We start from the raw sequence: 24,358 nt of genomic DNA, 5'->3' as shown, positions 1-24,358 counted from the left end.
GATACGGTTGCTCAGGTCGTGGGCTTGTCGCCGCCGCCGCCGACAGCTTTGGCAAACGCGCGGAACGGTTCGAGCAGATCGATCGGCAACGGAAAGACGATGGTGGAATTGTGCTCGCCCGCGATCTCCTTGAGCGTCTGCAGGTAGCGAAGCTGGAGCGTGACGGGACTCTTGCTCATGATCTCCGCCGCCTCCGAGAGCCGCTGCGCGGCTTGGAATTCACCTTCCGCCGCGATCACCTTGGCGCGGCGCTCGCGCTCGGCCTCGGCCTGCGCCGCGATCGCGCGCTGCATATCCTGCGGGAGATCGATATTTTTCAACTCGACGAGCGTGACCTTCACGCCCCACGGCTCGGTTTGCGAATCGACGATTTCCTGGATGCGCGCGTTGAGCTTGTCGCGCTGGCTGAGCAACTCGTCGAGTTCGGTCTGGCCGCCGACGGAGCGCAACGTGGTCTGCGCCAGTTGCATCGTGGCGAACAGGAAATTTTCGACCTCGGTGACCGCGCGCGAGGGATCCACGACCCGAAAGTACAGGACCGCGCTGACCTTGACGGTCACGTTGTCCTTGGTGATCACGTCCTGCGGCGGGATGTCCAGCGTAACGGTCCGCAGATCGATTCGCATCATCCGCTCGATCACGGGGATCACGAAGATCACGCCCGGCCCGCGATAAGGAGTGAGCCGGCCGAGACGAAAGACTACGCCGCGCTCGTACTCGTTGAGGATTTTGAGCCCGCTCAAAATGAAAATTGCAACGATGAAGACGACTACGCCTATTCCGCTCGCCATCACGATTCTCCTTCGCCCCCAAGCGCGCGAGGCTGGTTGATGTTCTACGTTGTCCTCCGAACCCTCCGGAATTTTCCAAACTTCACGGCAACTTCTGCACTTGCAATTCCAAACCGTCGATCGACTTGACGCGAGCGCGCGCGCCGGGGCTGAGCGCGTCGGTGCTGACCGCGCGCCAAATCTCGCCATGAACAAACACTTTGCCCGGCGCGCCGGGAGCGATCGCCTCGCGCACCTCGCCGACCTCGCCGACCAGGCCTTCCGCGCCGGTGGTCGAGCGGCGGCGGCGCTCGCGGGCCACGATGTATCCGATGCCGAGGATGATCAGCGTCAGCGCCGCGGCCGCGCCATATATAATGTCGCGATCGACCACCAGGTTGGTCTTCGAAGTGTCAATCAAAAACAGCGAGCCTATGACGAACGCCGCAACGCCGCCCAAGCCGAGGATTCCATAGCTGGTGACGAAGGCTTCGGAGATCAGCAATCCAACGCCGAGAAAAATCAACAGCAAGCCGGTGAGATTTACCGGCAGGACCTGGAACGACGCCAGCGCGAGCAGCAGGCAAATCGCGCCGGCAACGCCGGGAAAGATGACTCCCGGATGCGCGAACTCGAAGTACAGGCCGATCAGTCCCGCCATCAGCAGCAGATAGACGATGTTGGGATCGGCCAGGGTGTTGAGCAGTTGCTGGCCGGGCGTCATTCGCACGCGGCGCACGGTGGCATCGGCCAGCGCGAGCGTCACGGTGTGGCCTGCGACCTGGACCTTGCGCCCGGTGGCTTGCGTCAGCAGGCTGCGCAGGTCGGGCGCGACGATATCGACGACGTTCTTGGCCAGCGCCTCGCGCTCGCCGATCGCAACGCTGCGGCGGACGGCCTGCTCGATCCAATCCTGGTTGCGCCCGCGCTGCTCAGCGATCGTGCGTGCAAAGGTCGCCGTGAAATTCTCGATCTTCTGACCCATCACGCCCTTGATGTCCTCTCCGCCCTCTTCGATCGGATGAGCCGCACCGATTGTAGTTCCAGGCGCCATCGCGGCTACGTTCGCAGCTTCGGTGATGAAGGTGCCGGCGGACGCGGCGCTGGCGCCTGACGGCGCGACGTACACGATTACGGGTACGGGAGCGGCCAGGATGTCCTTGACGATCTTTTCGGCGGAAGTGAGAAGGCCGCCCGGCGTGTCGAGCTCGATCACCAGGGCGCTTGCCCCTCCCGCGTTTGCGGACGCGAGCGAATCCTCGATGTAGGACGCGGTGGCGGGATTGATCGAGCCGTCAATCGTGATCAGTTGAACCCACGGCGGATGCGCAGCCGATTTCGCGGGCGCGGCGGCGGCAAGTATTCGATCCGATGCGAGCGATCCGATCGCGATCGTTAATGCCGCGATGGCGACGAAGCTTAAGCGCAGGCTCACGAGCCGGAACCCGCGCGGCGCGGAATCGGCATCCCGAGAAATTTCATCACTTCCTGAATATCGGCCCACACCAGCCGTTTGTCGCTCGGGTTGCGCAGCAGGTAGGCGGGATGAAACGTGGGCATGAATCGAATGCCGCGGAAATCGTGCCAGTTGCCGCGCAGCTTGCTGATGGGCGTCTTCACTTTCAGCACGGCCTGCACGGCGAAGGCGCCCAGCCCGATGATCGCGCGCGGACGCACGAGCTCAATCTGGCGAAAAAGAAACGGCTCGCACGCGGCGACTTCGTCGGGTTCGGGATTTCGATTGTCGGGCGGCCGGCACTTGATCACGTTGCAGATGTACACCTCGGCGCGGCGGATGCCCATGCCGCGCTCGATGATGTCGGTCAGCAATTGACCGGCGCGGCCGACGAACGGCTCGCCGCGGGCGTCCTCGTCGGCGCCGGGCGCCTCGCCGACGAACATCAACTGCGCGTTGGGATCGCCGACCCCGAAGACGAGATTGATACGGCGCGGCGCCAGCTTGCATCGTTGGCAATCTCCGATGAACTGGCGCAGCTCGTCGAGCGTCGTGGATTTTTCGAGTCCGGGATATTTCGAGAACAGTTCGGCGGGCACGAGTGCGTCGTCGGTCCTGCCGGCTTCGGGCACCGAATCGGCTGCAGGCGCCGGCGCGGTGAGCGCGTGGCGCGCGGCCCCGGGCGCCGGCGCGGGAAGTCCTTCCATCCCCTCCTCGCGCAACTGCTCGACGTAGTCGCGGATCGTGGCGACCAGCGTGCGACGATCCGGCGGCGACGACGCGTCCATTCGAAAGCTATCTGACGGCGCGCAGGCGCGAGGATTTACCTGGGCGGGCGGACTTCGGTTTGGCGGCGCGGATTGCGACGATTCGATCGAGGATCAGGTCCGCGACCGCGTCCTTGGACATCTGCGGATGGCTCTGGGAGCGACCGTCGGAGCCGATTAGCGTGACGATATTGGTATCGACTTCAAAGCCGGCGCCCTCCCGCGTCACGTCGTTGGCGACGATAAGGTCGAGTCCCTTGCGTTTAAGCTTGGCGCGCGCGTTGGCTTCCAGGTCGTCGGTCTCGGCGGCGAACCCGACCAGCAGGCGCGCGCCCTTCTTCGCCGCCAGGCGCGGCATCTCGTCCGCGATCGGCTCCATCTCGAGTCGAAGCCCGCGCGCATCTTTCTTGATCTTGCCGCGCGCCAAATTCGCCGGGCGGAAATCGGCAACCGCCGCCGCCATCACCAGCGCCGTGGACCACGGAAAATTGCTGGACGTTTGACTGAGCATCCCGGCCGCAGTCACCGTGTCGATTCGTTCGACGCCGCAGGGCGTCGCCAGCGCGGACGGCCCCGCGATGATTCGCACGGCCGCGCCGCGGCGCCGCGCCGCGCGCGCGATCGCAAATCCCATCTTGCCCGACGAACGGTTGGAGACGAATCGCACCGCATCGATCGGTTCCTGGGTCGGTCCTGCCGTTACCAGAATGTTTTCGCCCGCAACGTCCTGCGCGGAGAGCATCTTTTCGATTTCCGCGACGATGATCGCCGGGTCCGCCAAACGGCCCTTGCCCTCGTAGCCGCATGCCAGTGCGCCCTCGCCGGGATCGACGATCACCGCACCGCGCGACCGCAGCCTGGCGAGGTTCTCGGCGACCGTCGGATGCTCGTACATGTGCACGTTCATCGCGGGTGCGAACGCGACTTTCGCCCGCGTGGCAAGCAACACGGTGGTCACTATGTTGTCGGCGATACCGACCGCGGCCTTGGCGATCACGTCGGCGGTCGCGGGCGCGATCACGATCGCGTCGGCGCTGTCGGCGAGTCTAATGTGGCCGATTTCAGATTCCTGCGTCAGCGAGAACGTGTCGGTGGCGACAGGATTCGAGCTGAGCGTCTGGAGCGTGAGCGGCGTGATGAACTCGGTTGCGTTACGCGTCATCATCACCCGGACGACTGCGCCGGCGTTGACCAGCAGGCGGACGAGTTCCGCAGATTTGTACGCGGCGATTCCGCCACTCACGCCGACAACGATCGTTTTGCCGCTAAGCACGCCCATCGAGCCTTGATTCTAGTGCGGCGCGCGCGTGAGCGAAACGGCCTGCGCCGCGGCCGTCAATCGTAGTATTCAAGCCCGAGATGCGTGATGAGGTCCTCGCCGCGCATCCAGCGCAGCGTGTTCTTGAGCTTCATCAGCTGGATGAAGATGTCGTGTTCGGGATAGATGTTCGGCGCGTGCATCGGCGCCTTGAAGTAGAATGACAGCCATTCCTGAATCCCGCGCATGCCGGCGCGACGGGCCAAATCGAGAAACAACACGAGGTCGAGCACCAGCGGCGCCGCCAGGATCGAATCGCGGCACAGGAAGTTGATCTTGATCTGCATCGGATAGCCGAGCCATCCGAAGATATCGATATTGTCCCAGCCCTCTTTGGAGTCGCCGCGCGGCGGGTAGTAGTTGATTTTCACCGAGTGGAACACGTCGCTGTAAAGCTGCGGATGCAGCTCGGGCTGAAGGATCTGGTCCAGCACCGACAGCTTGGTCTCTTCCTTGGACTTGAACGAGCCGGGATCCTCCAGCACCTCGCCGTCGCGATTACCCAGGATGTTGGTCGAGAACCATCCCGACATCCCCAGCATGCGAGCCTTCAGCCCGGGCGCGATCAGCGTCTTCATAAACGTCTGCCCGGTCTTGAAGTCCTTGCCGCAGACGGGGAGGTTGGTCTCGCGCGCGAGTTCCAGCAGCGCGGGCGTGTCGGTGGTCAGGTTGGGCGCGCCGTTTGCGTATGGGATTCCCATCTTGAGCGCGGCGTAGGCATAGATCTGGCTTGGCGCGATTTCGGGATCATTGTTGGCGAGCCCGGCCTCGAAGGCTTTGAGCGTCTCATGGACCGCCGACGGGAGATGGAACACCTCGGTCGAGCCGCACCAGACCATCACCGTGCGCGCGACGCCGGTGCGTTTCTGGAACTGCCGGATGTCATCCATCAGCATCACAGCCTTGTCCATCTTGGTGCGCGCTTCCTTCAGATTGGGGCCGCGGATGTTGCGCACGTAGTCCTGGTCGAACACCGCCTCCATCGGATGAATTTTTTCCAGCGGCGCGCGCACCTGCTCCAGCAGCGCGGGGTCGAGGACCGCCGCGTTGCGCGCCGCTTCGTAGGCGCTGTCTTCGTAAATGTCCCATCCGCCGAATTCGAGATCTTCCAGCTTGGCGAGCGGCACGAAGTCCTTGATCAGCGGCGTGCGTCCCTCGGTGCGCTTGCCCAGGCGAACGGTGGCGAGCTGGGTCAGAGATCCGATCGGCGCGCCCAGACCGCGCTTAACCGCCTCGACTCCGGCGATGAAGGTCGTGCTGACTGCGCCGATGCCGGGCAGCAGCACGCCGAGCTTGCCGTCCGCGGGCGCGATTCGGACGGTATCTTTTGTCGTCAAACTTCAGGCTCCTCGGCGTCAGCCCTTTCGAAACCGCGAGGGGTATTCGGCGCCGAAGGTTTGCTCGGGATGGAGCACGCGAGCGCGCTCGATCAGGACCTCTTCGGTCTCGGGAATCTTGGGGTCCGGGATGCAGCAATCGACCGGGCAAACCGCCGCGCACTGCTCCTGGTCGAAGAAGCCGACGCATTCGGTGCATTTGTCGGGGACGATATAGTAGAGGTCGTCCTTGATCGCGGGCGTGGTCGCGCCGTTAAGCTCCCATTGCGCGCCGCCTTCGTAAATCGCGGTGTTGGGGCATTCCGGCTCGCACGCACCGCAGTTAATGCATTCTTCTGTTATTACCGTGGCCATTTTCGAGCTCCAAATCCGGTCATTGTTGATCTAGCTTGCCGCGCCTGGGCGGCGACGAGACGACAGGACCAAACCGCAACAATATCGGCGCGCGGCAGGCCGAGCAAGTATTTCATGCTGTTGGTTGTCAACCGTCCGCGGCGTTTGCAATCCGCCGTGCGAGTTCCATGAACGCCACGCTCGCAGGATGCTCGGGTTTGGCGATCGTTATCGGCATGCCGTCGTCGCCGGCCTGGCGCACCTCGGGATAGATCGGGATCCTCGCGAGCAGCGGGATCCCTTCCTCGGCGGCCATCCGCTCGCCGCCGCCGTGGCCAAAGAGTTCGTCGCGCTCGCCGCAATCCGGACAGACGAAATAGCTCATGTTCTCGACCACGCCGAGAATCGGACAATGCACCTGCCGAAACATCTTGATCGCGCGCGTCGCGTCGAGCAGCGCAACGTCCTGGGGCGTCGTCACGATCACGGCGCCGTCGAGCGAGACTTGCTGCGCGAGCGTCAACTGCGCGTCGCCGGTGCCGGGCGGAAGATCTACCACCAGAAAATCCTGGCTGCCCCACAGCGTGTCCTTGAGAAATTGGCGCACCGCCCCCATCACCATCGGTCCGCGCCAGATAACCGGTGCCTTCTCGCCCATGAAAAATCCGATCGAGATCAGCTTCACCCCGTACTTTTCGATCGGAAAGAAATTCTGTCCGCCCGCCGGCTTGGGCCGCTCGTCGCCAGCCTTGAACATCATCGGTACCGACGGCCCGTACATGTCGGCGTCCAGCAGACCGACGCTGAGCCCCAATCGCGCCAGCGCCACCGCAAGGTTCGCCGCGACGGTGGATTTGCCGACTCCGCCCTTGCCGCTTCCCACCGCGATTATGTGCTTGGTGCCTTCCAGCCGCACCCGGCCGGTTTTTTCGCCCAGCTCGGCTTCGATTCGATGCACCCTGAGCTCGACGCTGGGCACCCCTAGGTCGTGCGTGAGCGCGTGATGGATTCTTCCGGCCAGCTCGCGGATCACCTCGTCGCGCTCGGTGACCTGTCGAATCGTGATCGCGCAGCCGCCGCTTTGCGCGGGCCGGACATCCTCGACGATTCCAAGCGCAACGATGTCGGCGGCGTAACCGGGATACTTTACGTGTCCGAGCGCCTCGATAACCGCATCGTCTGGTACCTGTCGTGCCACTAATAAAATTATCGCAGATGCATTAGCCCGTCGAAAGCAGCGCGCGACGGCGCCGCCGTACCTTGTGCGCTATGGCCGCTCCTGCCCGTAGTCCCACGAGATCGTCCGCGCCGGCTTGAAGCTCACCACCACGACCTTGTTGCCCTTGAGCGACTTCGCGTACGCCTTGCCGAGTTTCTTGCCCAGGTACTCGACCGCCATCCGCTCCGTGCGTTTGTCGTCGATCTTTTCCTCGAGCGTGGCGCGTCCCTTCAGCACCACCGTCTTGTAGGGCGCCTTCTTGGTATCGACCACCAGCGTCACGCGCGGATCGCGCACCAGGCATTTGTATTTGAACGACTGCGCTGCGGTGTGGAAAACGATTTGCCCGCCGGCGTACTCGAACCAGGTCGGCACCGCGTGCGGCCCGCCGTCGGGCGCGGTAACCGCAACCACCGCGACGATCGGTTTCTTGAGCAGCTTCTCGATATCTTTTTTCTTCATCGGCATGGGGACGAGGTCTCCTGTGGCGGCGCGGCTTGGAAGTGAGCGAAAAGTTAAACAGTGAAAAAGTGAGAACTCATTTGCCCTTGAAATTCGGCTTGCGCTTCTCGCGAAAGGCGCGGATGCCCTCGCGCACGTCCTCGGACGGATTCGTGATCATCACGTTGAGCGCGGCGTCCTCGAGCGCATTCTCGAGCGTCATCTCGCGCTGCTTGTACATCATGCGTTTGGCCAATCTTATTGCCAAGGGCGGTCCTTCCGCGAGCCGCCGCGCGAAATCGTTCACTCGCGCCTCCAGTTCCGCGTGCGGCACCACTTCGGTAACCAGCCCGAGTTCGAGCGCCGTCTTGGCGTCGTAAACTTCAGACAGCAGCGTCATCTTGAGTGCGCGATCCAGTCCCATGAAGCGCGGGAAAAGGTACGCTCCGCCTTCGTCGCACAGCAGCGCGAACTTGAGCGCGGTGTCCCCCAGCCGCGCCTGGTCCGACGCGATTCTGAAATCGCACGAAAGCGCGAGCGTCAGGCCGCCTGCCACCGCCGCGCCGTTAATCGCCGCGATCACGGGTTTGTCGAAGCGATGCAACGACAGCACCAGCTGATGGAACCCTTCGCGCATCTCGAGCATGTGGCCCATCGGATGCCCGTGGAATCGCGAATGGCTCTCGGGCGCGCCGCTGATATCGCCGCCGGCGCAGAACGCGCGTCCGCTGCCCGTGATGATCAACACGCGGACCTCGTCGTCCTGGCGCGCGAGATCGATCGCCGCGCACATTTCCTTGACCATCGTCTCGTTGTACCCGTTCATCCGCTCGGCGCGGTTGATGGTGATTTTCGCGACGTGGTCGCGCGCATCGTAGATGATCGTCTTGAAGTCCATCGGGGAAATGACCTCCGTAATTAGCCTCTCTCTGACAGGAAGGTGTCACAGACATACGGCCGAGCCTCCGGCGCGGGTGAGGGTCCGCTTACAAGGATTCTCCTCCTCGAACAAGCAGAGGGGGCGAGAGCGCTATCTGCCCTTGAAGGTCGGCGGGCGCTTCTCGAGAAACGCTTTGACGGCCTCGCGATGGTCCTGGGTCAGGCCGGTCATAATTTGCCCCCACGCCTCGCGATCGAGCAGCTCGTTGAACTCGTGATTGATCGCCGCGTTGAGATTCGCCTTCATATATGAATAGGCAATCGACGGACCGTTGGCGATCCTCGACGCTATCGCATGCACCTCGTCGCGGTACGACGCCGACGGCACCACGCGATTTGCCAATCCGATTCGCAATGCCTCGTCGGCGCCGATCACGTCGGCCAGAAAATATAATTCGCGCGCCTTGGCCGACCCGACCAATTGCGTCAGCGACCAGGTGCCGCCGTAATCACCCGAGAAACCGACCTTGGCGAACGCCGTGGCGAAACGCGCCGTGTCGGACGCGATCCTGATGTCGCACGCCATCGCCAGGCTCAGTCCCGCGCCGGCCGCCGGTCCGTTGACCGCTGCGATCGTCACCTTCGCCATCTCGTGCAGCATCTGCGACGCTTCTTCGCCGCGCCGCAGTCCCGCCACCAGATCCTCTATCGTCTGCGCCGCGCCCGCTGCGCCGGCGCCCTCGTTGCGTTCGCGCATCCCGCCGATATCTCCGCCGGAGCAGAATCCGCGCCCGGCGCCGGTCAGCACGACGGCGCCTATCTCGCGATTGGTCGCGGCGCGCCTCAGGTTGTCCACCAGCCCGCCCATCATCTCGGCGCTCAGGGCGTTGAGCTTGTCGGGCCGATTCATCGTGAGGTAAAGGACGCGGTCTTTCAGTTCCGTGAGCAGATGGTCTGCCATTTTTTGGCCTCCAAAAATCCAGGTTCGACTCTGGTACTACTTCACGTCCGCCAATCTGTCGAGCGCCGCCGCGACCGCCTGCGTGCCGTCGAGATCGTGGCCGAGCGCGGCGGCCGCGTTGAACATCGAGGCCATCAGCGAAAGTCCGGGCAGCGCCAGGCCCGATTCGCGCGCCGCCTCGACCACCAGGCGCAGGTCCTTGCGAATCAGCTTGATAAAGAACCCGGGCCGATAATCGCCGGCGATTATTTTGGGACCGAGATTCGACAACTGCCACGACCCGGCCGCGCCCGCGCCTATCGCCTCGACCACCCGCGACGCATCCAGACCGCCCGCTTGCCCGAACTTGATCGCCTCGGCCGCCGCCTCCAGCGCGAGCGCGACCGCGATTTGATTGGCAAGCTTGGTCATCTGGCCCGCGCCCGACGCGCCCATGTGCGTTACCCGCCGCCCAAGCAGCTCGAACAGCCCACGGGCACGCCCGAACGCCAGCGCTTCCCCGCCAACCATGATCGCGAGCGTGCCGTCGCGGGCGCCGACGTCGCCGCCCGACACCGGCGCATCCAGGTAATCGACGCCGGCCCGCTTCAGCCGCGACGCGATCGCGCGCTCCGCCATCGGCGAAATAGTGCTCATATCGACGACCAGTTGCCCGGCGGCCAGCGCGGGTTCGATCTTCGCGACCGTCGCCTCTACGTCGGGCGTGTCGGGCACCATGATGAACACCGCTTCCGCGCCCGCGACGCACGCAGGCGCGTCCGCGGCGACGATCGCGCCGTCAGGGGCGAGCGCTCGCGCCTTGTCGGCTGAGCGATTGAAGACGCGGACGCGATTGCCCGCGCCGATCAATCGTCGCGCCATCGGCGCGCCCATTATTCCGGTTCCGATCCATCCGATTTCCATGCGTGACGCTCCGCAGACGAATAACTGAGGCGCCTCTTTCCATCTGTCGTTCTGAACGCAGTAAAGAATCCCGGATCCGGAATTCTTCGCTACCGCAGCTTTCGCTTAGAATGACACAAAAAAAGAACGACCGCGCCGACCGGCTTTATGTTCACGGCTCGGCCGCGCGAGCCGGATGCGAAAATCTGCTTGAATGGGCGGCTCCGGCTGTTCTATATGACAAGTGTTGGGGATCGCAGCCGCCGGCTGACGCTCGTCGTGGACGCGGCCAGGCGCGCATCGCGCGGTCCCCATCGGAGGCACCAATGGATTTCAATTTCAGCGCCGAAGACGAGGCGTTTCGCCAGGAGTTTCGCAGCTGGCTCCATGCCAACCTGCCCAAGGCGGCCAAGGCCGGAGACGGCGGCGACTCCATGCGCGAAGAAACCCGCGAAGACAGCCCGGACGACTGGAAGCGACGGGTCGAGTGGCACAAGAAGATGCACGCCGGCGGATGGGTCGGAATCAGCTGGCCCAAGGAGTACGGCGGACGCGGCGCGACGCTCACCCAGCAAATCATTTACAACGAGGAGCTCGCGAAAGTTGACTCGCCGGTGCTGGTCAACGGACTGGGCATCATGCTGGCCGGTCCGACGATCATTCATTGGGGCACCGAGGAGCAGAAGCAGCGCCACGTTCCGAAAATTCTTTCGGCCGACGAGCTCTGGTGCCAGGGATATTCCGAGCCCGACGCCGGCTCCGACGTGGCCAGCCTGAAGACGCGCGCCATCGAGGAAGGCGACTACTTTATCGTCAACGGCCAGAAGGTCTGGACCTCCGACGCGCATCACGCGGACATGTGTCTCCTGCTGGTCCGCACCGATCCCGACGCGCCCAAGCATAAGGGGATCAGCTACATCCTGGTTGACATGCACAGTCCCGGCGTGGTCGTGCGCCCGCTGGTGCAGATCACGGGCGACGCGAATTTCAACGAAGTCTTCTTCGAGGACGTGAAGGTGCCGAAGAAGAATCTTATCGGCGAGAAAAACCAGGGATGGCAGGTCGCAATCACCACGCTGATGTTCGAACGGTCGGGAATCGGCGGCGGCCGCGACCTGATGGCCCAGGTCAAGGAGCTGGTCGAGCTGGCCAAGACGATCCGCAGCAACGGACACACGGCGTGGGAAGATACCAGCGTGCGCCAGCGGCTGAGCGGTTTCGCGTGCGAGGCGGCCGCGCTGCGCTACACCGGCTTTCGGCAACTGACGCGCCGGCTCAAGGGTCTGCCGCCGGGGCCCGAGGGCTCGCTGCTCAAGCTGTGCAACAGCGAACTTAACGTGCGCATCAACAATTTCGCGATGGAGATACTGGGGCCGTACAGCCAGATGGAATTCAACGCGCCGTATGCGATGGACAAAGGCAGGTGGTCGTATCGGATGCTGGCATCGCGGGCGCTGACGATCGCCGGCGGCACCAGCGAAATCCAGCACAACATCATCGGCGAGCGCGTGCTCGGATTGCCCAAGGGCTAGCCGCTTTCCAACCGAGCGGTAATCGAACAAGGGCGGCCCGGCGGCGGGTCGCCCTTCTTCTTTTGGGAATGGAAAGCAGTGGAATTGTTTCGAGCAAGGAGTGCACGCGCGGCTACTGCCCGGTTCCTGACAGGTTCACCGTTCGCGGCCCGCTCGAGCCGTTGTTGTTGACCGTGAGGAGACCAGCGCGCAATCCCTTTGCGGTCGGAGTGAAGACCACCGCATAGGTGCATTTCTTTTTTGGCTTCAGCGCCCCGCCGCAGAGCTTCGAGAGCGCAAAATCGCCAGTCACCTGCGCACCGATCAGCAGTATCGACACTTTACCGGCGTTGTGCGCGGTTATTTTTTTTGCGTTGCTCTTCTTGCCCATCTTCGCGGCAAAAGTCGCGGAGCTTGGCGAGACAGCCAGCGCCGCGGCTACGGTCGGCATCGGCGTCGGCGTGAACGTCGCTGTTGCAGTGGGCGTCGCGGTGCCGGTGGCGGTCGCGGTATGCGTCGAAGTTGCCGTCGCAGTCGCGGATGCGGTCGGCGACGCGGTCGGCGACGCGGTATGCGTCGCGGATGCGGTCGGCGACGCGGTCGGCGTAGCGGTCGCGGTGCGCGTCGAAGTTGCCGTCACGGATGCTGTCGGAGTCGGGGTTGCGGAAGGCGTGGCGGCAGGCGTTGGCGACGGCGTCGTGCCGGGCGATCCCTCGCCGGCGAGCTCAAATATCCCGCGCCCGTGGGTTGCGGCGAAGACCACGCCGCTCAAATTCTGCTCGATATCGAAAACTGCGACTGCAGGAATCACCCCGAGGTTGAACGGCGCCCAAGTCGCTCCTGCGTCGGTCGTTCTGAAAATACCAATGTCGGTCGCGGCCAGCACGGTGTTCGCCGTGGGGTCATTGCGATCGACCAGCAATCGCAACACCGGAACGTCGGGCAGCGCGTTGGCGGGCGGCGGACTCTGGAGGTTCGGATTGCCGTCGGCCTGCGTCCATGAACCGCCGAAGTCAGTCGTCACGAAAATGTGACCGATGCCGGTAGCCGAGGTGAACCCCGAAAGGCTCAGGTAGGCGACGCTGTAATCGAACGGGTCAACCGCAATTCCGGTCGCCTGCGTGGAAGTCGGGAACACGATTGGCGGCAGTTGCGAGGTCTTGTCGGTCCATTGCGCGCCTTCGGGCTGGCCCGCGCTGACCTGGAGGTCGGCCTGGTCGGTGGTGAAGATTTTGAACGGCGTGGGACGAAAGGTCGTGCTGGTCTCCATCGAGAGCGCGTACGCCTTGGTATGGTCGGAAGGCGCGATCTCGAGATCCTCGAGCGCGCACGCGCCGCTGTTGCATCCGCCGGTCAAATCCTGAGTCGTTTGCCGCGCCCATGTCGCCATCGCGTCATTCGACACGTACACCGAATGCGCGCCGAACAATACGCGCTCGGCCACGGCCGGATCGCTCGCCAGCGGCGGATAGTAGGCGGCGCCGCCGTCGCCCGCCGTCGCCATCGCAGTCTGCAGTGCCGCGCTCGAAGCGGCAGAATTGAAAGTGACTCCGCCATCGGTCGAGCGCGAAACCCATGGTCCGACCGAGGTGGTCGCGAACGTATGATAGGCAAACAGCGGGTTGACCGTGTCGAAGAGCGCCAGTCCGCCGTCGAGATTATCCACCTCCGTCCAGCTCGACGCCGGCGGCTGCGCCGCCGCGAAGCGCGCGGTGCCGTTGTCCTGAAATCCCGCAATCGCCACTGCGCTGTTCGTTGGATGAGGACCGACCGAGTCCGCTTGCGCGGCGCTGATACTCGCGTTGAGGGCGGCCCAGTTCAGAGTGCCGGCGTCGAAGCGATAAAGCCCGCCGTCGTTGCCGAGATAGAAGCTGTGCGCGCTTGCGGGATCGAACGCGATCGCGTGTTGATCCGAATGCGTTCCGCCGCTCGGCGCGAGCGAAGTCCAATTGCTCCCGGCGTTGATCGAGCGGTAGATTCCGACGCCGCCGAACACGATAGTTGCGCCGGTCGTGTCGGCGGGATCGATCGCCAGCGCCTGGTCGAAGAACGACTCGGAAAAGTTGCTCGAGTTGGACCCGTCGATAGTCGCGGCGCCGACCGTCGCGCTCGGCACCGACGCCTTGGTCCAGCTGACTCCGTCGTTGGCGGATTTGTAGAATCCCGCGAACTCGATACCGTCAGCCGCGCCGATCATCGCATACGCAACGCCATCGGCGGCGGCGACGCTCGCCCGGCCGACGCCGCCGCTCAAGTTGGGCAGGCGGGCCGGAGTCCAGCTGAATCCGGAATTCGACGAGCGGAACACCCCGACTCCGAGGATCGATACCAGAACGGCGGTCGGTGACGCGGGATCGATCACCACGGACTCTGCCGGACATGGATCGCTGGTGAAGTACGGACATGCGCCGAAGGTCCCCGCGGGATAAGGAATCCAGGACTCGCCGCCGTCGGCTGAACGCCATAGGCCGTTTTGACTGAAATCGCCCTCGACCCACGACGCGTCCGCCCGGTTCGCGCTCGAGCCGTAGGTTACTGCCGCATAGATTGTTCGCGGCGTCCGCGTGGTATCGACCGCGATTGAGGCGATCGACGCGTGCGCGAAGTTGCTTGCGCCGAGTTGCGCCCAAGTATTGCCGAGATCGCTCGAGACGAACACTCCCTCGCCATAGTATGAATCGGCCGAGCCGTTGCCTTCTCCACTGCCAACGTACAGCGTTGGATTTGGACTGGTGCTGGCGTCGAGCGCGAGCGCGCCGACCGACAGCGTGGGCTCGAGATCGAATATCGGTACGAATGCCGCGCTTGCATTGGCGCGCATCCACACTCCCCCGTCGCCGGTGCCGACGAACATCCGTCCGCTCACGGTCGGGTCTGCGACCAGCGCGGTAACCCGTCCGGTCGCGCCGGTCAGTGCGCCCCCCAATGAAATTCCGCCAAAGGCCGGAACCTCGTTATTCAATGGCAGCGGACCAAGCGCGCTCCACGCGAAAGAAGCAGCCGCTTGCGTCGAGTCCGTCGCGTCCAGCGTGGCGCTTGCGACTGCTTTGCGCTCCTGCCGGCGCATCTGGCCGATCGCCACGCCATACGCGCCCGGCGGCACTCCAAAGCTCAGTCCACGCCGGCTGAGAAAGAATGCCTCGCGCGCCACCCGGTCGCGCGCGTGCATTGATCCGGACGCGTTGCGATTAGCGCGTGCCGATAGCGGCGTTGCGCTCTGCGGCAGAGACAGAATTACCCCGAGACCGGATGCGAGCAGCAGGCCCCCCGCGACGGCGAGAAGCCACGGCGAAAAACGTCTGGACAAAGCGAAGACCCCCCTTCGGCCTGCGTCCAGTAGTCACTCTACTCTCACAGTATATACGAACCAACTATATAATGAGTATTTAGTCGATTACCTATTTAGTATTGCGCCGGTCTATCTGAGTATTCCTTCGCCCATGACAGGCAGCACTTGGCCCTGCACCTCACGCTTCGATCACGGCGAGAACGAAATTGCGCTGAATCTGATCGCCGGGCTTGACCCGAAACTCCATGATGCGCCCATTGGCCGGGGCCTTGACCGGTATCTCGACCTTCATCGATTCGATCACCATCACTTCGTCGCCACGCGCGACTTGCGCCCCGCTCTCGACCGAGAGTCTCAGCACCTTGCCCACGGCGGGGCTCTTTATATCCATCGCTCAGCGGTCCTTTTCCAGGCTGTTCGGCTTCCAGCCCTTTAGCAGGCACGACGCGCGCGCACCAGTGCTCGAAGGGATGCGCCTTGTATTTTCGGGTCGTCTGGTTGTAGAGAAACTAGGTCAACGTTCGTCGGGCTTATGGGGAGAGACGGCATGAACGGTTTCGTGGCGAGTCGAACGCTCACTGAATATCCGCGCGGCGCCCATCGGTGGTCCCTGCTGATCCTGACGGTGCTCGCCTCGATTCTGGGCGCATACGACTTCCAGCTGGCTCCCTTGCTGCCAATCCTGCTCCCATACCTGCATCTGAGCCACGTCGCGTACGGCGCATTCATAACGTTTGCCGTGCTGATTTCCGGAATCTCCGCGTTTTTCGGCGGTCCGCTGGCAGACCGCTACGGCCGCGTCCTCATCATCGACATATGTCTTGGCCTGGTCACCGGCCTGTTGTTCCTGAACGTGTTGATCACGGGCATCGTCTCATTTGTGATTCTGCGCACCTCGATGGGAATCGTGGCCGGTCTGACGGCCGGCGCCCTGGCGGCGCTGGTGCGGGATATGTCGCCGCGGCTCAGCCGTGCGCTGGCCTTCGGACTGCTGACGATCGGTCCGGTCGGCGCCGCCTTCCTCGCCAACTACGTAGCGGGAACGACGCTGCCGATTTATCACACCTGGCAATCGCAGATTTGGATAATGGGATTCTTCGCGGTCGCGATGTACGTCCCGATTGTGCTGTGGCTATGCGATCTGAGCCCCGAACTGCGCATGCAGATTATGAAGACTGAAATCCAGGCGCTCGCCGCCGAGGGACGCCTGCCGTCGGCCTCCGAACTTCCTTCCGGCACCCGCGACGCCTTCAGGCGCCTGCTCGGTCATTTCGAGGTCTGGCTGCTCGTCATCGGGGTAAGCGCGAACCTGACGCTGTATTTTGCGATCCAGGGCTTCGGGCCGTTGATGTTCACCGAGGCGTTTCATTACACGCCGGCCGAAGCGGCGAAGATGAATGGATACTTCTGGCTGGCGAACCTCGCCGCCCTGGTGCTGACGGGGATAGTCTCCGATCGCCTGCAAACCCGCAAACCGATCGCGATCTTCGGCGCGGTGCTCGCCTCGATTCTGATGGCCTGGTGGATTCCAACCTTCGGTCACGCGCTGCCACACGCCACGATGGCGATGGTCGCGTCGCTGATGGGATGCTTCCTGGCGATCGGCTACGTGCCGTGGGCGGCCCAGTTCTCCGAGGCGCTCGAGGACGTCTCCCCCGCTCTGCAAGCGACCGGATGGGCCTTCTTCGGGCTGATTGCGCGCGGATGGGTCGCGATCTCAGCGCCGTTGTCTCTCTACGTCGCGGTCCATTACGGATGGGGTGAGTGGGTCAAAGTCGCGCTGGGCGGAATGATAATCTACATCATCGCGATGTCGTTCACTCGCGGCCATTCGGCGGTTGAAAAGCAAGCTCAACCCGCCCCGGCGGCCGATCCCGCAGGCGCCGGCGGCTGATTTCCCTGCTTACGGGCGCATCGTCCGCGTTCTGATTCCCAGCAGCGTGGGAACTATCTCGTACGCCTGATGCACCCAGTCGACGAGGATCGGCCGCGTATCGCGCGGATCGATTATTTCCTCGATTCCAAACGCTTCCGCGGTGCGAATCGGCGAGCGCACGGCGTTGAATTTCTCCTCTAACTCTTTTCGCAATTTTTCGGGGTCGCTCGACGCCGCCAGGTCCCGCTTGTATGCCGCTTCGATCCCTCCCTCGATCGGCAGCGAGCCCCAATCCGCCGACGGCCACGCGTAGCGCAGATTCAGCCCGGTCGTGATCCCATGGCCCGCGCCCGCCACTCCGAACGCCTTGCGCACGATGATCGCAACCAGCGGCGTCGTCGTCTGGAACAGCGCATACAGCGCGCGCACCCCGCGCCGAATCGTTCCCGCCATCTCGGCCTCGCGTCCGATCAGGAATCCCGGCTGATCGACGAAGTTCACCACCGGCAGGTGAAACGTGTCGCAAAGATCGAGGAACTTGACCATCTTGTCCGACGCCGGTCCGTCCAGCGATCCGCCAATCGAGAACGGATCGCTCGCCATCACCCCGACCGGGAATCCGTCGAGCCGCGCAAATCCCGTAACCAGCGACGGCCCGAAGAACGGCGTCATCTCGAAACAGGACTCCCGGTCCATCACCAGTTCCAGGATTCGCCGCACGTCGTAACCGTGGCGCCGATTGCGCGGCACGATGCCGATCAATTCATCCTCGCGCCGGGCGGGGTCGTCGTCGGGCGTCACCCGCGGCGGCACATTCCACACGCTTTGCGGCAAGTACGACAGGAAGCGCCGAATCTGCGCGAACGCGTCGTCCTCGCTCTCGGCCTCGTTGTCCACCGCGCCGCTGATGTGCGCGTGGATTTCGGAGCCGCCGAGTTCTTCCTTGGTCAGCTCCTCGCCCACGCCCCATTTGACCACTGGAGGGCCCGCTATAAACAACTGGCTCGACCCGCGAACCATCACCGAGAAATGCGACGCCGCCACGCGCGCAGCGCCAAGCCCCGCCACCGAGCCCATGCATCCCGCGACCACGGGCACCTCGCCCATCAATTTCACCAGCACGTCGAACGCGGGATTGGCCGGGATGTAGGTCCGTTTCATCGTGTCGAGCGAGCGCACGCTGCCGCCGCCGCCGGTTCCGTCCACCAGCCGCACGATCGGCAGATGCAGTTCATGCGCGAGCAGTTCCGCGTAGCCCTGCTTATTGCCGATCGACGCGTCCGCCGCACCGCCGCGCACCGTGAAGTCGTCGCCGCCGACCACCACCCGCCGTCCGTTGATTCGCCCGGTGCCGCCGACGAAGTTCGCCGGCATGATCGACGCGAGCGTCTGCCCCTCGTATTTCGGCGCGCCGGCCAGCGCTCCATACTCGTGAAAGGTTCCCGCGTCGAGCAGCCTTTCGATCCGCTCGCGCACCGTGAGCTTGCCGCCGTCGTGCTGGCGCTTGACGTTGTCGGGTCCGCCCATCCCTTTGGCGATCTCGACGCGGCGGCGGATTTCTTCGACTTCCTTTTCCCAGGACATGCGATTCTCCTGCAGGGCTGACCCCTGGCCGTTGGTGTAGTCGTGAAAAGATGCGTTGCGCAGATTTTCGCGTCTTCTCACTGCGGGTGCAGGGGCCGCAGCCCCTGCCGCCCACCGCGCAGGTGATTCTTCCTTCGTTTGCGGATGAACTAATTCAGCCTGACCCCGGCGGACTTGGCGTGCTACGTCTGCGCTATGGTCAACCGCCAGGATGTCCCGTACTCGCCCGGCTCGCCCAAAGTCGGACGACTCCTGCTCGCGGCAGAAATAATTTCTGACGGAACAAAGCTAGCGCTAGAGCGCAGCCGTCCCAAAACCACCACGAATGGTATGAATTGCTCCTTCCGGCGCCATTCGATCGCTTGTCAGATTGGCCAACTGAACCAGTGCCCAAGCGCGCGCGGGCGTTTCTCGTTCGCCTTCTTCCTGTTAGCTTCTCTTCTCACGATGACGGCCGTGCGCACAGACTCGATGACGACCACTGAGCGACGCGAATCGAGCGCGATGCCGAAACCGCGCCATGCGCTACTCACCGGATGGGGCCGCTATCCGCTCTCAGAGAGCGACATCTACCGGCCCGAGAAAATCGCCGAGCTGCAAGCGGTCGTAACCGCCGACGCGACTTCGCTAATCGCACGCGGCGCCGGCCGCGCCTACGGCGATGCGGCGCTGAACGATCAGAATCGCGTCGTCGATCTGACGCGGCTGAATCGGATGCTCGCCTTCGACCCCGCCACCGGAATCCTGCGCTGCGAGGCCGGCGTCACGATCGCGGAGTTGATCGACGTCTTTTTGCCGCGCGGTTTCTTTCCGCCGGTCACGCCGGGCACCCGCTTCGTCACGCTTGGCGGATCGATCGCCGCCGACGTGCACGGCAAGAATCACCATCGCGATTCCTCATTGGCCGCGCACGTGACCAGCTTCGACCTGATGATCGCGTCAGGCAAGGTGCTTCGATGCTCGCGCGAGGAAAACGCCGAACTGTTCCGGGCGACGGTCGGCGGGATGGGTCTGACCGGCGTGATCCTCGAGCTTGAACTGAGGATGCGGCGGGTCGAGAGCGCTTATCTCGATGGCGAGTTGATCCGCGCGGGCAATATCGACGCCGCGATCGAGGCCTTCGAGCGCACTGATTCCGAGTACGGCTATTCGGTCGCGTGGATCGATTGCGCCAGCCGGCTGGGCGCGCTGGGCCGCTCGGTGCTCAACCTCGGCAACTTTGCGACGCTGGATCGGCTGCCCCGGAACCTGGCGCAGAATCCGCTCCACGCGACGGCGCGGCCGAGCCCAATCGTTCCAATCGACCTGCCTGGATTTGCGCTTAATTCACTGACCGTCAAGGCGTTCAACGCGGTCTATTACGCCCTTCATCGCCAGACCGCGGCGCACACTATCTTCGACTATGACAGCTTTTTCTACCCGCTCGATTCGATCCGGAACTGGAATCGAATCTATGGCAAACGCGGCTTCATCCAGTATCAATGCGTGTGGCCGCCGGGCGAGAGCCGCGCGGGCCTGGTCGAAGTGCTCGAGGCGACGAGCCGCAGCCAACGCGGATCGTTTCTCGCCGTGCTCAAAAAGTTCGGTGCGCAGGACGGCCTGCTTTCCTTCCCGATGCCCGGTTATACGCTCGCACTGGACTTCCCGATGACCGACGGACTGCTGGAATTTCTCGACTCGATCGACGCGATGGTGCTCAAGCGCGGCGGCCGCGTGTACCTGGCCAAGGATGCGCGCCTCCGTGCGGAGACGTTTCGCGCGATGTATCCGAATCTCGCCCAGTGGCAGGCGGCGAAGGCCGTCGCCGATCCCGACAACCGCTTCTCGTCGAGCCTGTCGCGCAGGCTTGGGATGTGTCCCGCCTGAAAGACGGCGCAAGCGCTATCGCACGATGACCAAAGTTCTCATTCTTGGCGCCACCAGCCCGATCGCGCGCGCACTCGCGCTCCGCTTCGCATCCGACGGAGCGCGGTTGTACCTGGCCGCCCGCGACCCCGATGAGGCTCGCCGCGTTGCGGAAGATGTCAGCGTTCGCGCAGGCGTGACCGCTCTTTCCGGAACCTTCGACGCGTCGGATTTCGCCTCGCACGACGAGTTCATCCGCCGCGCCGCGGGCGCGCTCGGCGGACTCGACGGGGTCGTCGCATGCTTCGGCACGCTCGGCGACGAAGACGCGGCCCAGACCGATCCCGGCGCCGCGCTCGCCACGATTCATCAGAACTTCACCGGCGCCGTGTCCTTGATTACGCTGGCCGCCCGTCATCTCGAACAGCAACGCTCCGGCTTCATCATCGTGATCGGATCGGTCGCCGGCGAGCGCGGCCGCGCACGCAATTATGTGTACGGCTCGGCCAAGGGCGCGCTCGCGATCTTTGCGCAAGGCCTGCGCGGGCGGCTGGCCGCCAGCGGAGTGCATGTGATGACGGTGAAGCTCGGCACGGTGGATACCCGGATGACCTGGGGACGCGAGGGCGCTATCCTCACGATTTCACCCGCCAAAGCCGCCGATCTGATCTACGCGGCCTATCGCAGGCGCGCCGAAGTGGTGTACACGCCGTGGTTCTGGCGCTTCATCATGGCGGCGGTCCGGCTGATCCCCGAAAGCCGCTTCAAACGCCTCAGCTTCTGAAGATTCTCCGATTACCGGCCGGGCGGACTCGATACTCAAACAAAAGGCCCGCGAGATGCGCTCGCGGGCCTTTGTACATTCGATCCAAATGTTCGCGGATCAGTTCACCGTCCAGGTATCGCCCTTGCCCAGCAGCGCCCTCAAGTCGCCCGCGCCCTGCTTGGCCTTGGCGTCGGCGAGCTGCTGGTTGACAGCTCCGTCGTAAGTCGGCTGCGACACCGCGTAGAACACTCCCACCGGGGTCGGCAGCGGAGACTCGAAGTGTCCCAGCATGAACGCCAGCGAGAGATTGGTCTCGTCGTGCACGACGAGGTCCTTCTCCGTGACGGTTGCGCTGAGCTGTACTACCTCGGGCCGCATTCCGTTCATCCTGATTCCCTTGTCGCGATCCTTGCCGAAGATGAGCGGTTTCCCGTGCTCGAGAACCAGCTGATGGTCCGGCTTGAGCGCCTTGTCGGTGACATCGTTGAAAGCGCCGTCGTTGAAGATGCTGCAGTTCTGCAGAATCTCGATGAACGACGTGCCGCGATGCGCGTGCGCGCGCTTGAGCACCTCGCCGAGGAGCTTCTGCTCGATGTCGATCGAGCGCGCAACGAAGGTCCCGTGCGTGCCGAGCGCCACCGTGATCGGATTGAAGGGAAAATCAACCGAACCAGCCGGCGTGGACTTGGTGATTTTGCCCACTTCCGAGGTCGGCGAATATTGACCCTTGGTGAGCCCGTAGATTCGATTGTTGAAGAGCAGAATATTGATATCGACGTTGCGCCTGAGCACGTGGATCAGATGATTGCCGCCGATCGAGAGCCCGTCGCCGTCGCCGGTCACCACCCACACGTCGAGATCGGGCCGTGAAATCTTAAGCCCGGTGGCGATCGCCGGCGCGCGGCCGTGAATGGTGTGGAAGCCGTAGGTGTTCATGTAGTAGGGAAACCGGCTCGAGCATCCGATTCCCGAGATGAAGACCGTGTTCTCGGGAGCGATGCCGAACTCGGGCATGGTTTTTTGCACTGCGGCCAGAATCGCGTAGTCGCCGCATCCGGGGCACCAGCGTACTTCCTGGTCGGAGACGAAATCCTTGCGGTTAAGAACGGTTGCCATTTTCGATCAGCCCTCCAGGACCCGGTTGATGCGGTTTTCGATCTCGCTGACTTTGAACGGACGGCCCTGGATCTTGTTGAATCCGAAGGCGTCGATCAGGTATTCGGCGCGCACCAGCTTGAGCAGTTGTCCCATGTTCATTTCCGCGACCATCACCTGCTTGAAACGCTTGAGCGCTTCGCTCAAGTCGCCGGGCAGAGGATTGAGATAGCGCAGATGCACGTGCGAGACTTTCTTGCCCTTGGCGCGCACCCGCTTGACGGCTTCGCGAATCGGACCGAAGCTCGAGCCCCATCCGAGCACGACCAGGTCGCCGCCGCCGGCATCGCCGAACACTTCGATCGGCGGAATCTCGCGCGTGATACCCGCAATCTTGCGCGCCCGCGTCCGCACCATCAGCTCGTTGTTGGCCGGCGAATGGCTCACGTTGCCGGTCAGGTTTTCGCCCGACAGTCCTCCGATGCGATGCTCGAGGCCCTTGGTCCCCGGCACCGCCCACGGACGCGACAGCGTTTCGGCGTCGCGAGCGTAGGGCAGGAAACCCTCTGGGTTGGTGGCGAATTCAACTTTGATCGGCGCAAGCTTGTCCGGGTCGGGCAGCAGCCACGGCTCCGCACCGTTGGCCAACTGGCCGTCGGTGAGCAGGATCACCGGCGTCATGTACTTGACCGCGATTCGCACCGCCTCGTAGGCGCAATCGAAGCAGTCGGCCGGGGTCGAGGCCGCGATGATCGGAACTGGCGCCTCGCCATGCCGTCCGTACATCGCCAGCATCAAATCGGCCTGCTCGGGCTTGGTCGGCATCCCGGTGGACGGTCCCGCGCGCTGCACGTCGGTAATCACCAGCGGCAGCTCAACCTTCATCGCCAGCCCGATCGCCTCGGACTTCAAGTCCAGGCCGGGCCCCGAAGTCGTGGTGATTGCGATCGCTCCACCGAATGACGCGCCAATGGCCGAGCAGACGCCGGCAATCTCGTCCTCGGCCTGGAAAGTATATACGGGAAAATTTTTGTAGCCTGAGAGGTCGTGCAGAATGTCGCTGGCGGGCGTAATCGGATACGAGCCCAGAAACAGCGGACGGCCCGCCTTTACCGCGGCCGCCACGAAACCCAGCGCGGTCGCGCTATTGCCGGTGATATTGCGATAGAGGCCGGGGGCGATTTGCGCCGCAGGCACCTCGTACGAACTGGCGAACATCTCGGTCGTCTCGCCGTAATTGTACCCGGCCGTGAGCACGCGAATATTGGCCTCGATCAGCTCGGGCGTCTTCTTGAAGCGGTTCTTGAGGGAGGTGATCGTGTTGTCGATCGGCCGCTGAAACAGCCACGACAGCATCCCGAGCACGAACATGTTGCGGCATCGGAACGCCGCGCGATTGTTGAGCCCCAGCCCGTGCACCGCCAGCGACGTGAGCTTGCTCACATCGACTTCGATCAGCTGGAATTTGTCGAGCGAATGATCCGTCAGCGGATTGGTCGTGTATCCGGCGCGCTTGATGTTGGAATCGTTGAACGCCTCGCGGTCCACGATTATTACGGCGTTGGGCTGAAGATCCTCGATGTTGGTCCGCAGCGCCGCGGGATTCATCGCGACCAGCACGTTGGGCTCATCGCCGGGGGTAAAGACCTCGCTGCTTGAAAAATTCAGCTGAAAGCCGCTGACCCCGGCCAGCGTTCCCTGCGGCGCGCGGATTTCAGCGGGATAGTCGGGCAGTGTGGCGATATCGTTGCCAGCCAGCGCCGATTCGGACGTGAATTGCATCCCCGTCAACTGCATTCCATCGCCCGAGTCGCCCGCAAACCGGATGACGACATGATCGCGCTTCAGATGCGGTTTGGGCGCGGGCGCGGCGGATTCATGCGACTCGGCAGCTTGTCCAGCCGCCTCAGGTGGTACAGCCATCTCAGTCCAATCTCCTTGTGGTTAGAGCCTGATTGAAAACTACTCCGATCTCTCGAAGCCCGGCAAATATTCCAATACGCGGATTTAAAGCATAGCTAATCTAACC

At 63.4% G+C, this 24,358-nt stretch carries 20 protein-coding genes; 4 read left to right on the top strand and 16 right to left on the bottom strand.

Features of this window, described 5'->3' with window-relative positions:
- Window positions 1-11: 11 nt before the first annotated feature.
- From VIO10_RS01810 to VIO10_RS01760, 11 genes are all read right to left on the bottom strand, one after another.
- Entirely contained in the window at window positions 12-791 is a 780-nt protein-coding gene (locus VIO10_RS01810; protein WP_331958422.1) for a slipin family protein, read from the bottom strand.
- Between the two features lie 82 nt (window positions 792-873).
- Window positions 874-2,205: a nodulation protein NfeD gene (locus VIO10_RS01805; RefSeq protein WP_331958419.1), complete on the bottom strand. Its 1,332-nt coding sequence runs from the start codon at window positions 2,203-2,205 to the stop codon at window positions 874-876.
- Window positions 2,202-3,014, bottom strand: a complete 813-nt coding sequence (locus tag VIO10_RS01800) for a uracil-DNA glycosylase (RefSeq protein WP_331958416.1) — start codon at window positions 3,012-3,014, stop codon at window positions 2,202-2,204. The genes VIO10_RS01805 and VIO10_RS01800 overlap by 4 nt, the downstream gene beginning before the upstream one ends.
- Before the next feature lie 7 nt (window positions 3,015-3,021).
- Entirely contained in the window at window positions 3,022-4,272 is a 1,251-nt protein-coding gene (gene coaBC / locus VIO10_RS01795) for a bifunctional phosphopantothenoylcysteine decarboxylase/phosphopantothenate--cysteine ligase CoaBC (protein ID WP_331958413.1), read from the bottom strand.
- Window positions 4,273-4,328: 56 nt separating this feature from the next.
- Window positions 4,329-5,648, bottom strand: coding sequence for an inositol-3-phosphate synthase (locus VIO10_RS01790; RefSeq protein WP_331958410.1), 1,320 nt, complete (start codon window positions 5,646-5,648; stop codon window positions 4,329-4,331).
- A gap of 18 nt (window positions 5,649-5,666) precedes the next feature.
- Entirely contained in the window at window positions 5,667-6,002 is a 336-nt protein-coding gene (locus VIO10_RS01785; RefSeq protein ID WP_331958407.1) for a YfhL family 4Fe-4S dicluster ferredoxin, read from the bottom strand.
- Between the two features lie 127 nt (window positions 6,003-6,129).
- Window positions 6,130-7,179 carry an Mrp/NBP35 family ATP-binding protein gene (locus VIO10_RS01780; protein WP_331958404.1) on the bottom strand — a complete coding sequence of 350 codons (1,050 nt, stop codon included), beginning with the start codon at window positions 7,177-7,179 and terminating at the stop codon, window positions 6,130-6,132.
- Window positions 7,180-7,248: 69 nt separating this feature from the next.
- On the bottom strand, window positions 7,249-7,668 hold the full coding sequence (locus VIO10_RS01775) for a pyridoxamine 5'-phosphate oxidase family protein (protein WP_331958401.1): 420 nt from the start codon (window positions 7,666-7,668) through the stop codon (window positions 7,249-7,251).
- Between the two features lie 70 nt (window positions 7,669-7,738).
- The gene (locus VIO10_RS01770; protein WP_331958398.1) at window positions 7,739-8,539 is read right to left on the bottom strand and encodes an enoyl-CoA hydratase/isomerase family protein; all 801 of its coding nucleotides are present in this window, start codon (window positions 8,537-8,539) and stop codon (window positions 7,739-7,741) included.
- Window positions 8,540-8,671: 132 nt separating this feature from the next.
- Window positions 8,672-9,481: an enoyl-CoA hydratase gene (locus tag VIO10_RS01765; RefSeq protein ID WP_331958395.1), complete on the bottom strand. Its 810-nt coding sequence runs from the start codon at window positions 9,479-9,481 to the stop codon at window positions 8,672-8,674.
- Between the two features lie 36 nt (window positions 9,482-9,517).
- Window positions 9,518-10,384 (bottom strand): NAD(P)-dependent oxidoreductase, encoded by an 867-nt coding sequence (locus tag VIO10_RS01760; protein WP_331958392.1) that lies wholly within the window; start codon window positions 10,382-10,384, stop codon window positions 9,518-9,520.
- A gap of 305 nt (window positions 10,385-10,689) precedes the next feature.
- On the opposite strand from VIO10_RS01760, the gene VIO10_RS01755 reads away from it, so the two are divergent.
- The gene (locus tag VIO10_RS01755; protein ID WP_331958389.1) at window positions 10,690-11,895 is read left to right on the top strand and encodes an acyl-CoA dehydrogenase; all 1,206 of its coding nucleotides are present in this window, start codon (window positions 10,690-10,692) and stop codon (window positions 11,893-11,895) included.
- A 112-nt stretch (window positions 11,896-12,007) separates the two neighbouring features.
- Here the strand turns inward: VIO10_RS01755 and VIO10_RS01750 are convergent, their stop codons facing one another.
- Both VIO10_RS01750 and VIO10_RS01745 read right to left on the bottom strand, forming a co-directional pair.
- Window positions 12,008-15,043, bottom strand: a complete 3,036-nt coding sequence (locus VIO10_RS01750; RefSeq protein WP_331958387.1) for a hypothetical protein — start codon at window positions 15,041-15,043, stop codon at window positions 12,008-12,010.
- 298 nt (window positions 15,044-15,341) lie between these two features.
- A complete protein-coding gene (locus tag VIO10_RS01745) occupies window positions 15,342-15,554 on the bottom strand; it encodes an acetyl-CoA carboxylase biotin carboxyl carrier protein subunit (RefSeq protein WP_331958384.1) in 213 nt (70 codons plus the stop codon).
- Between the two features lie 156 nt (window positions 15,555-15,710).
- On the opposite strand from VIO10_RS01745, the gene VIO10_RS01740 reads away from it, so the two are divergent.
- Window positions 15,711-17,057: an MFS transporter gene (locus VIO10_RS01740; protein ID WP_331958381.1), complete on the top strand. Its 1,347-nt coding sequence runs from the start codon at window positions 15,711-15,713 to the stop codon at window positions 17,055-17,057.
- Between the two features lie 9 nt (window positions 17,058-17,066).
- On the opposite strand, the gene VIO10_RS01735 is transcribed toward VIO10_RS01740, so the two are convergent.
- Window positions 17,067-18,623, bottom strand: a complete 1,557-nt coding sequence (locus VIO10_RS01735; RefSeq protein ID WP_349259212.1) for an acyl-CoA carboxylase subunit beta — start codon at window positions 18,621-18,623, stop codon at window positions 17,067-17,069.
- A 447-nt stretch (window positions 18,624-19,070) separates the two neighbouring features.
- On the opposite strand from VIO10_RS01735, the gene VIO10_RS01730 reads away from it, so the two are divergent.
- Together VIO10_RS01730 and VIO10_RS01725 are read left to right on the top strand one after the other, a co-directional pair.
- Entirely contained in the window at window positions 19,071-20,489 is a 1,419-nt protein-coding gene (locus tag VIO10_RS01730) for an FAD-binding oxidoreductase (RefSeq protein ID WP_331958375.1), read from the top strand.
- Between the two features lie 25 nt (window positions 20,490-20,514).
- Window positions 20,515-21,252: an SDR family oxidoreductase gene (locus VIO10_RS01725; RefSeq protein WP_331958372.1), complete on the top strand. Its 738-nt coding sequence runs from the start codon at window positions 20,515-20,517 to the stop codon at window positions 21,250-21,252.
- A gap of 99 nt (window positions 21,253-21,351) precedes the next feature.
- Here the strand turns inward: VIO10_RS01725 and VIO10_RS01720 are convergent, their stop codons facing one another.
- Entirely contained in the window at window positions 21,352-22,350 is a 999-nt protein-coding gene (locus VIO10_RS01720; RefSeq protein WP_331958370.1) for a 2-oxoacid:ferredoxin oxidoreductase subunit beta, read from the bottom strand.
- A gap of 6 nt (window positions 22,351-22,356) precedes the next feature.
- A complete protein-coding gene (locus tag VIO10_RS01715; protein ID WP_331958368.1) occupies window positions 22,357-24,252 on the bottom strand; it encodes a 2-oxoacid:acceptor oxidoreductase subunit alpha in 1,896 nt (631 codons plus the stop codon).
- Between the last annotated feature and the right edge of the window lie 106 nt (window positions 24,253-24,358).

Source organism: Candidatus Binatus sp. (assembly GCF_036567905.1).
Lineage (GTDB): Bacteria > Desulfobacterota > Binatia > Binatales > Binataceae > Binatus.
The sequence above is the reverse complement of the archived record's forward strand: the minus strand, read 5'-3'. Positions and strand labels throughout refer to the sequence as shown.

What these genes read in the sequence shown, in the direction of transcription:
- VIO10_RS01810 (WP_331958422.1), bottom strand. Translation starts at nt 791, where the DNA reads ATGGCGAGCGGAATAGGCGTAGTCGTCTTCATCGTTGCAATTTTCATT.
- VIO10_RS01800 (WP_331958416.1), bottom strand. Translation starts at nt 3,014, where the DNA reads ATGGACGCGTCGTCGCCGCCGGATCGTCGCACGCTGGTCGCCACGATC.
- coaBC (WP_331958413.1), bottom strand. Translation starts at nt 4,272, where the DNA reads ATGGGCGTGCTTAGCGGCAAAACGATCGTTGTCGGCGTGAGTGGCGGA.
- VIO10_RS01785 (WP_331958407.1), bottom strand. Translation starts at nt 6,002, where the DNA reads ATGGCCACGGTAATAACAGAAGAATGCATTAACTGCGGTGCGTGCGAG.
- VIO10_RS01775 (WP_331958401.1), bottom strand. Translation starts at nt 7,668, where the DNA reads ATGCCGATGAAGAAAAAAGATATCGAGAAGCTGCTCAAGAAACCGATC.
- VIO10_RS01770 (WP_331958398.1), bottom strand. Translation starts at nt 8,539, where the DNA reads ATGGACTTCAAGACGATCATCTACGATGCGCGCGACCACGTCGCGAAA.
- VIO10_RS01765 (WP_331958395.1), bottom strand. Translation starts at nt 9,481, where the DNA reads ATGGCAGACCATCTGCTCACGGAACTGAAAGACCGCGTCCTTTACCTC.
- VIO10_RS01760 (WP_331958392.1), bottom strand. Translation starts at nt 10,384, where the DNA reads ATGGAAATCGGATGGATCGGAACCGGAATAATGGGCGCGCCGATGGCG.
- VIO10_RS01755 (WP_331958389.1), top strand. Translation starts at nt 10,690, where the DNA reads ATGGATTTCAATTTCAGCGCCGAAGACGAGGCGTTTCGCCAGGAGTTT.
- VIO10_RS01750 (WP_331958387.1), bottom strand. Translation starts at nt 15,043, where the DNA reads ATGCACGCGCGCGACCGGGTGGCGCGCGAGGCATTCTTTCTCAGCCGG.
- VIO10_RS01745 (WP_331958384.1), bottom strand. Translation starts at nt 15,554, where the DNA reads ATGGATATAAAGAGCCCCGCCGTGGGCAAGGTGCTGAGACTCTCGGTC.
- VIO10_RS01740 (WP_331958381.1), top strand. Translation starts at nt 15,711, where the DNA reads ATGAACGGTTTCGTGGCGAGTCGAACGCTCACTGAATATCCGCGCGGC.
- VIO10_RS01735 (WP_349259212.1), bottom strand. Translation starts at nt 18,623, where the DNA reads ATGTCCTGGGAAAAGGAAGTCGAAGAAATCCGCCGCCGCGTCGAGATC.
- VIO10_RS01730 (WP_331958375.1), top strand. Translation starts at nt 19,071, where the DNA reads ATGACGGCCGTGCGCACAGACTCGATGACGACCACTGAGCGACGCGAA.
- VIO10_RS01725 (WP_331958372.1), top strand. Translation starts at nt 20,515, where the DNA reads ATGACCAAAGTTCTCATTCTTGGCGCCACCAGCCCGATCGCGCGCGCA.
- VIO10_RS01720 (WP_331958370.1), bottom strand. Translation starts at nt 22,350, where the DNA reads ATGGCAACCGTTCTTAACCGCAAGGATTTCGTCTCCGACCAGGAAGTA.
- VIO10_RS01715 (WP_331958368.1), bottom strand. Translation starts at nt 24,252, where the DNA reads ATGGCTGTACCACCTGAGGCGGCTGGACAAGCTGCCGAGTCGCATGAA.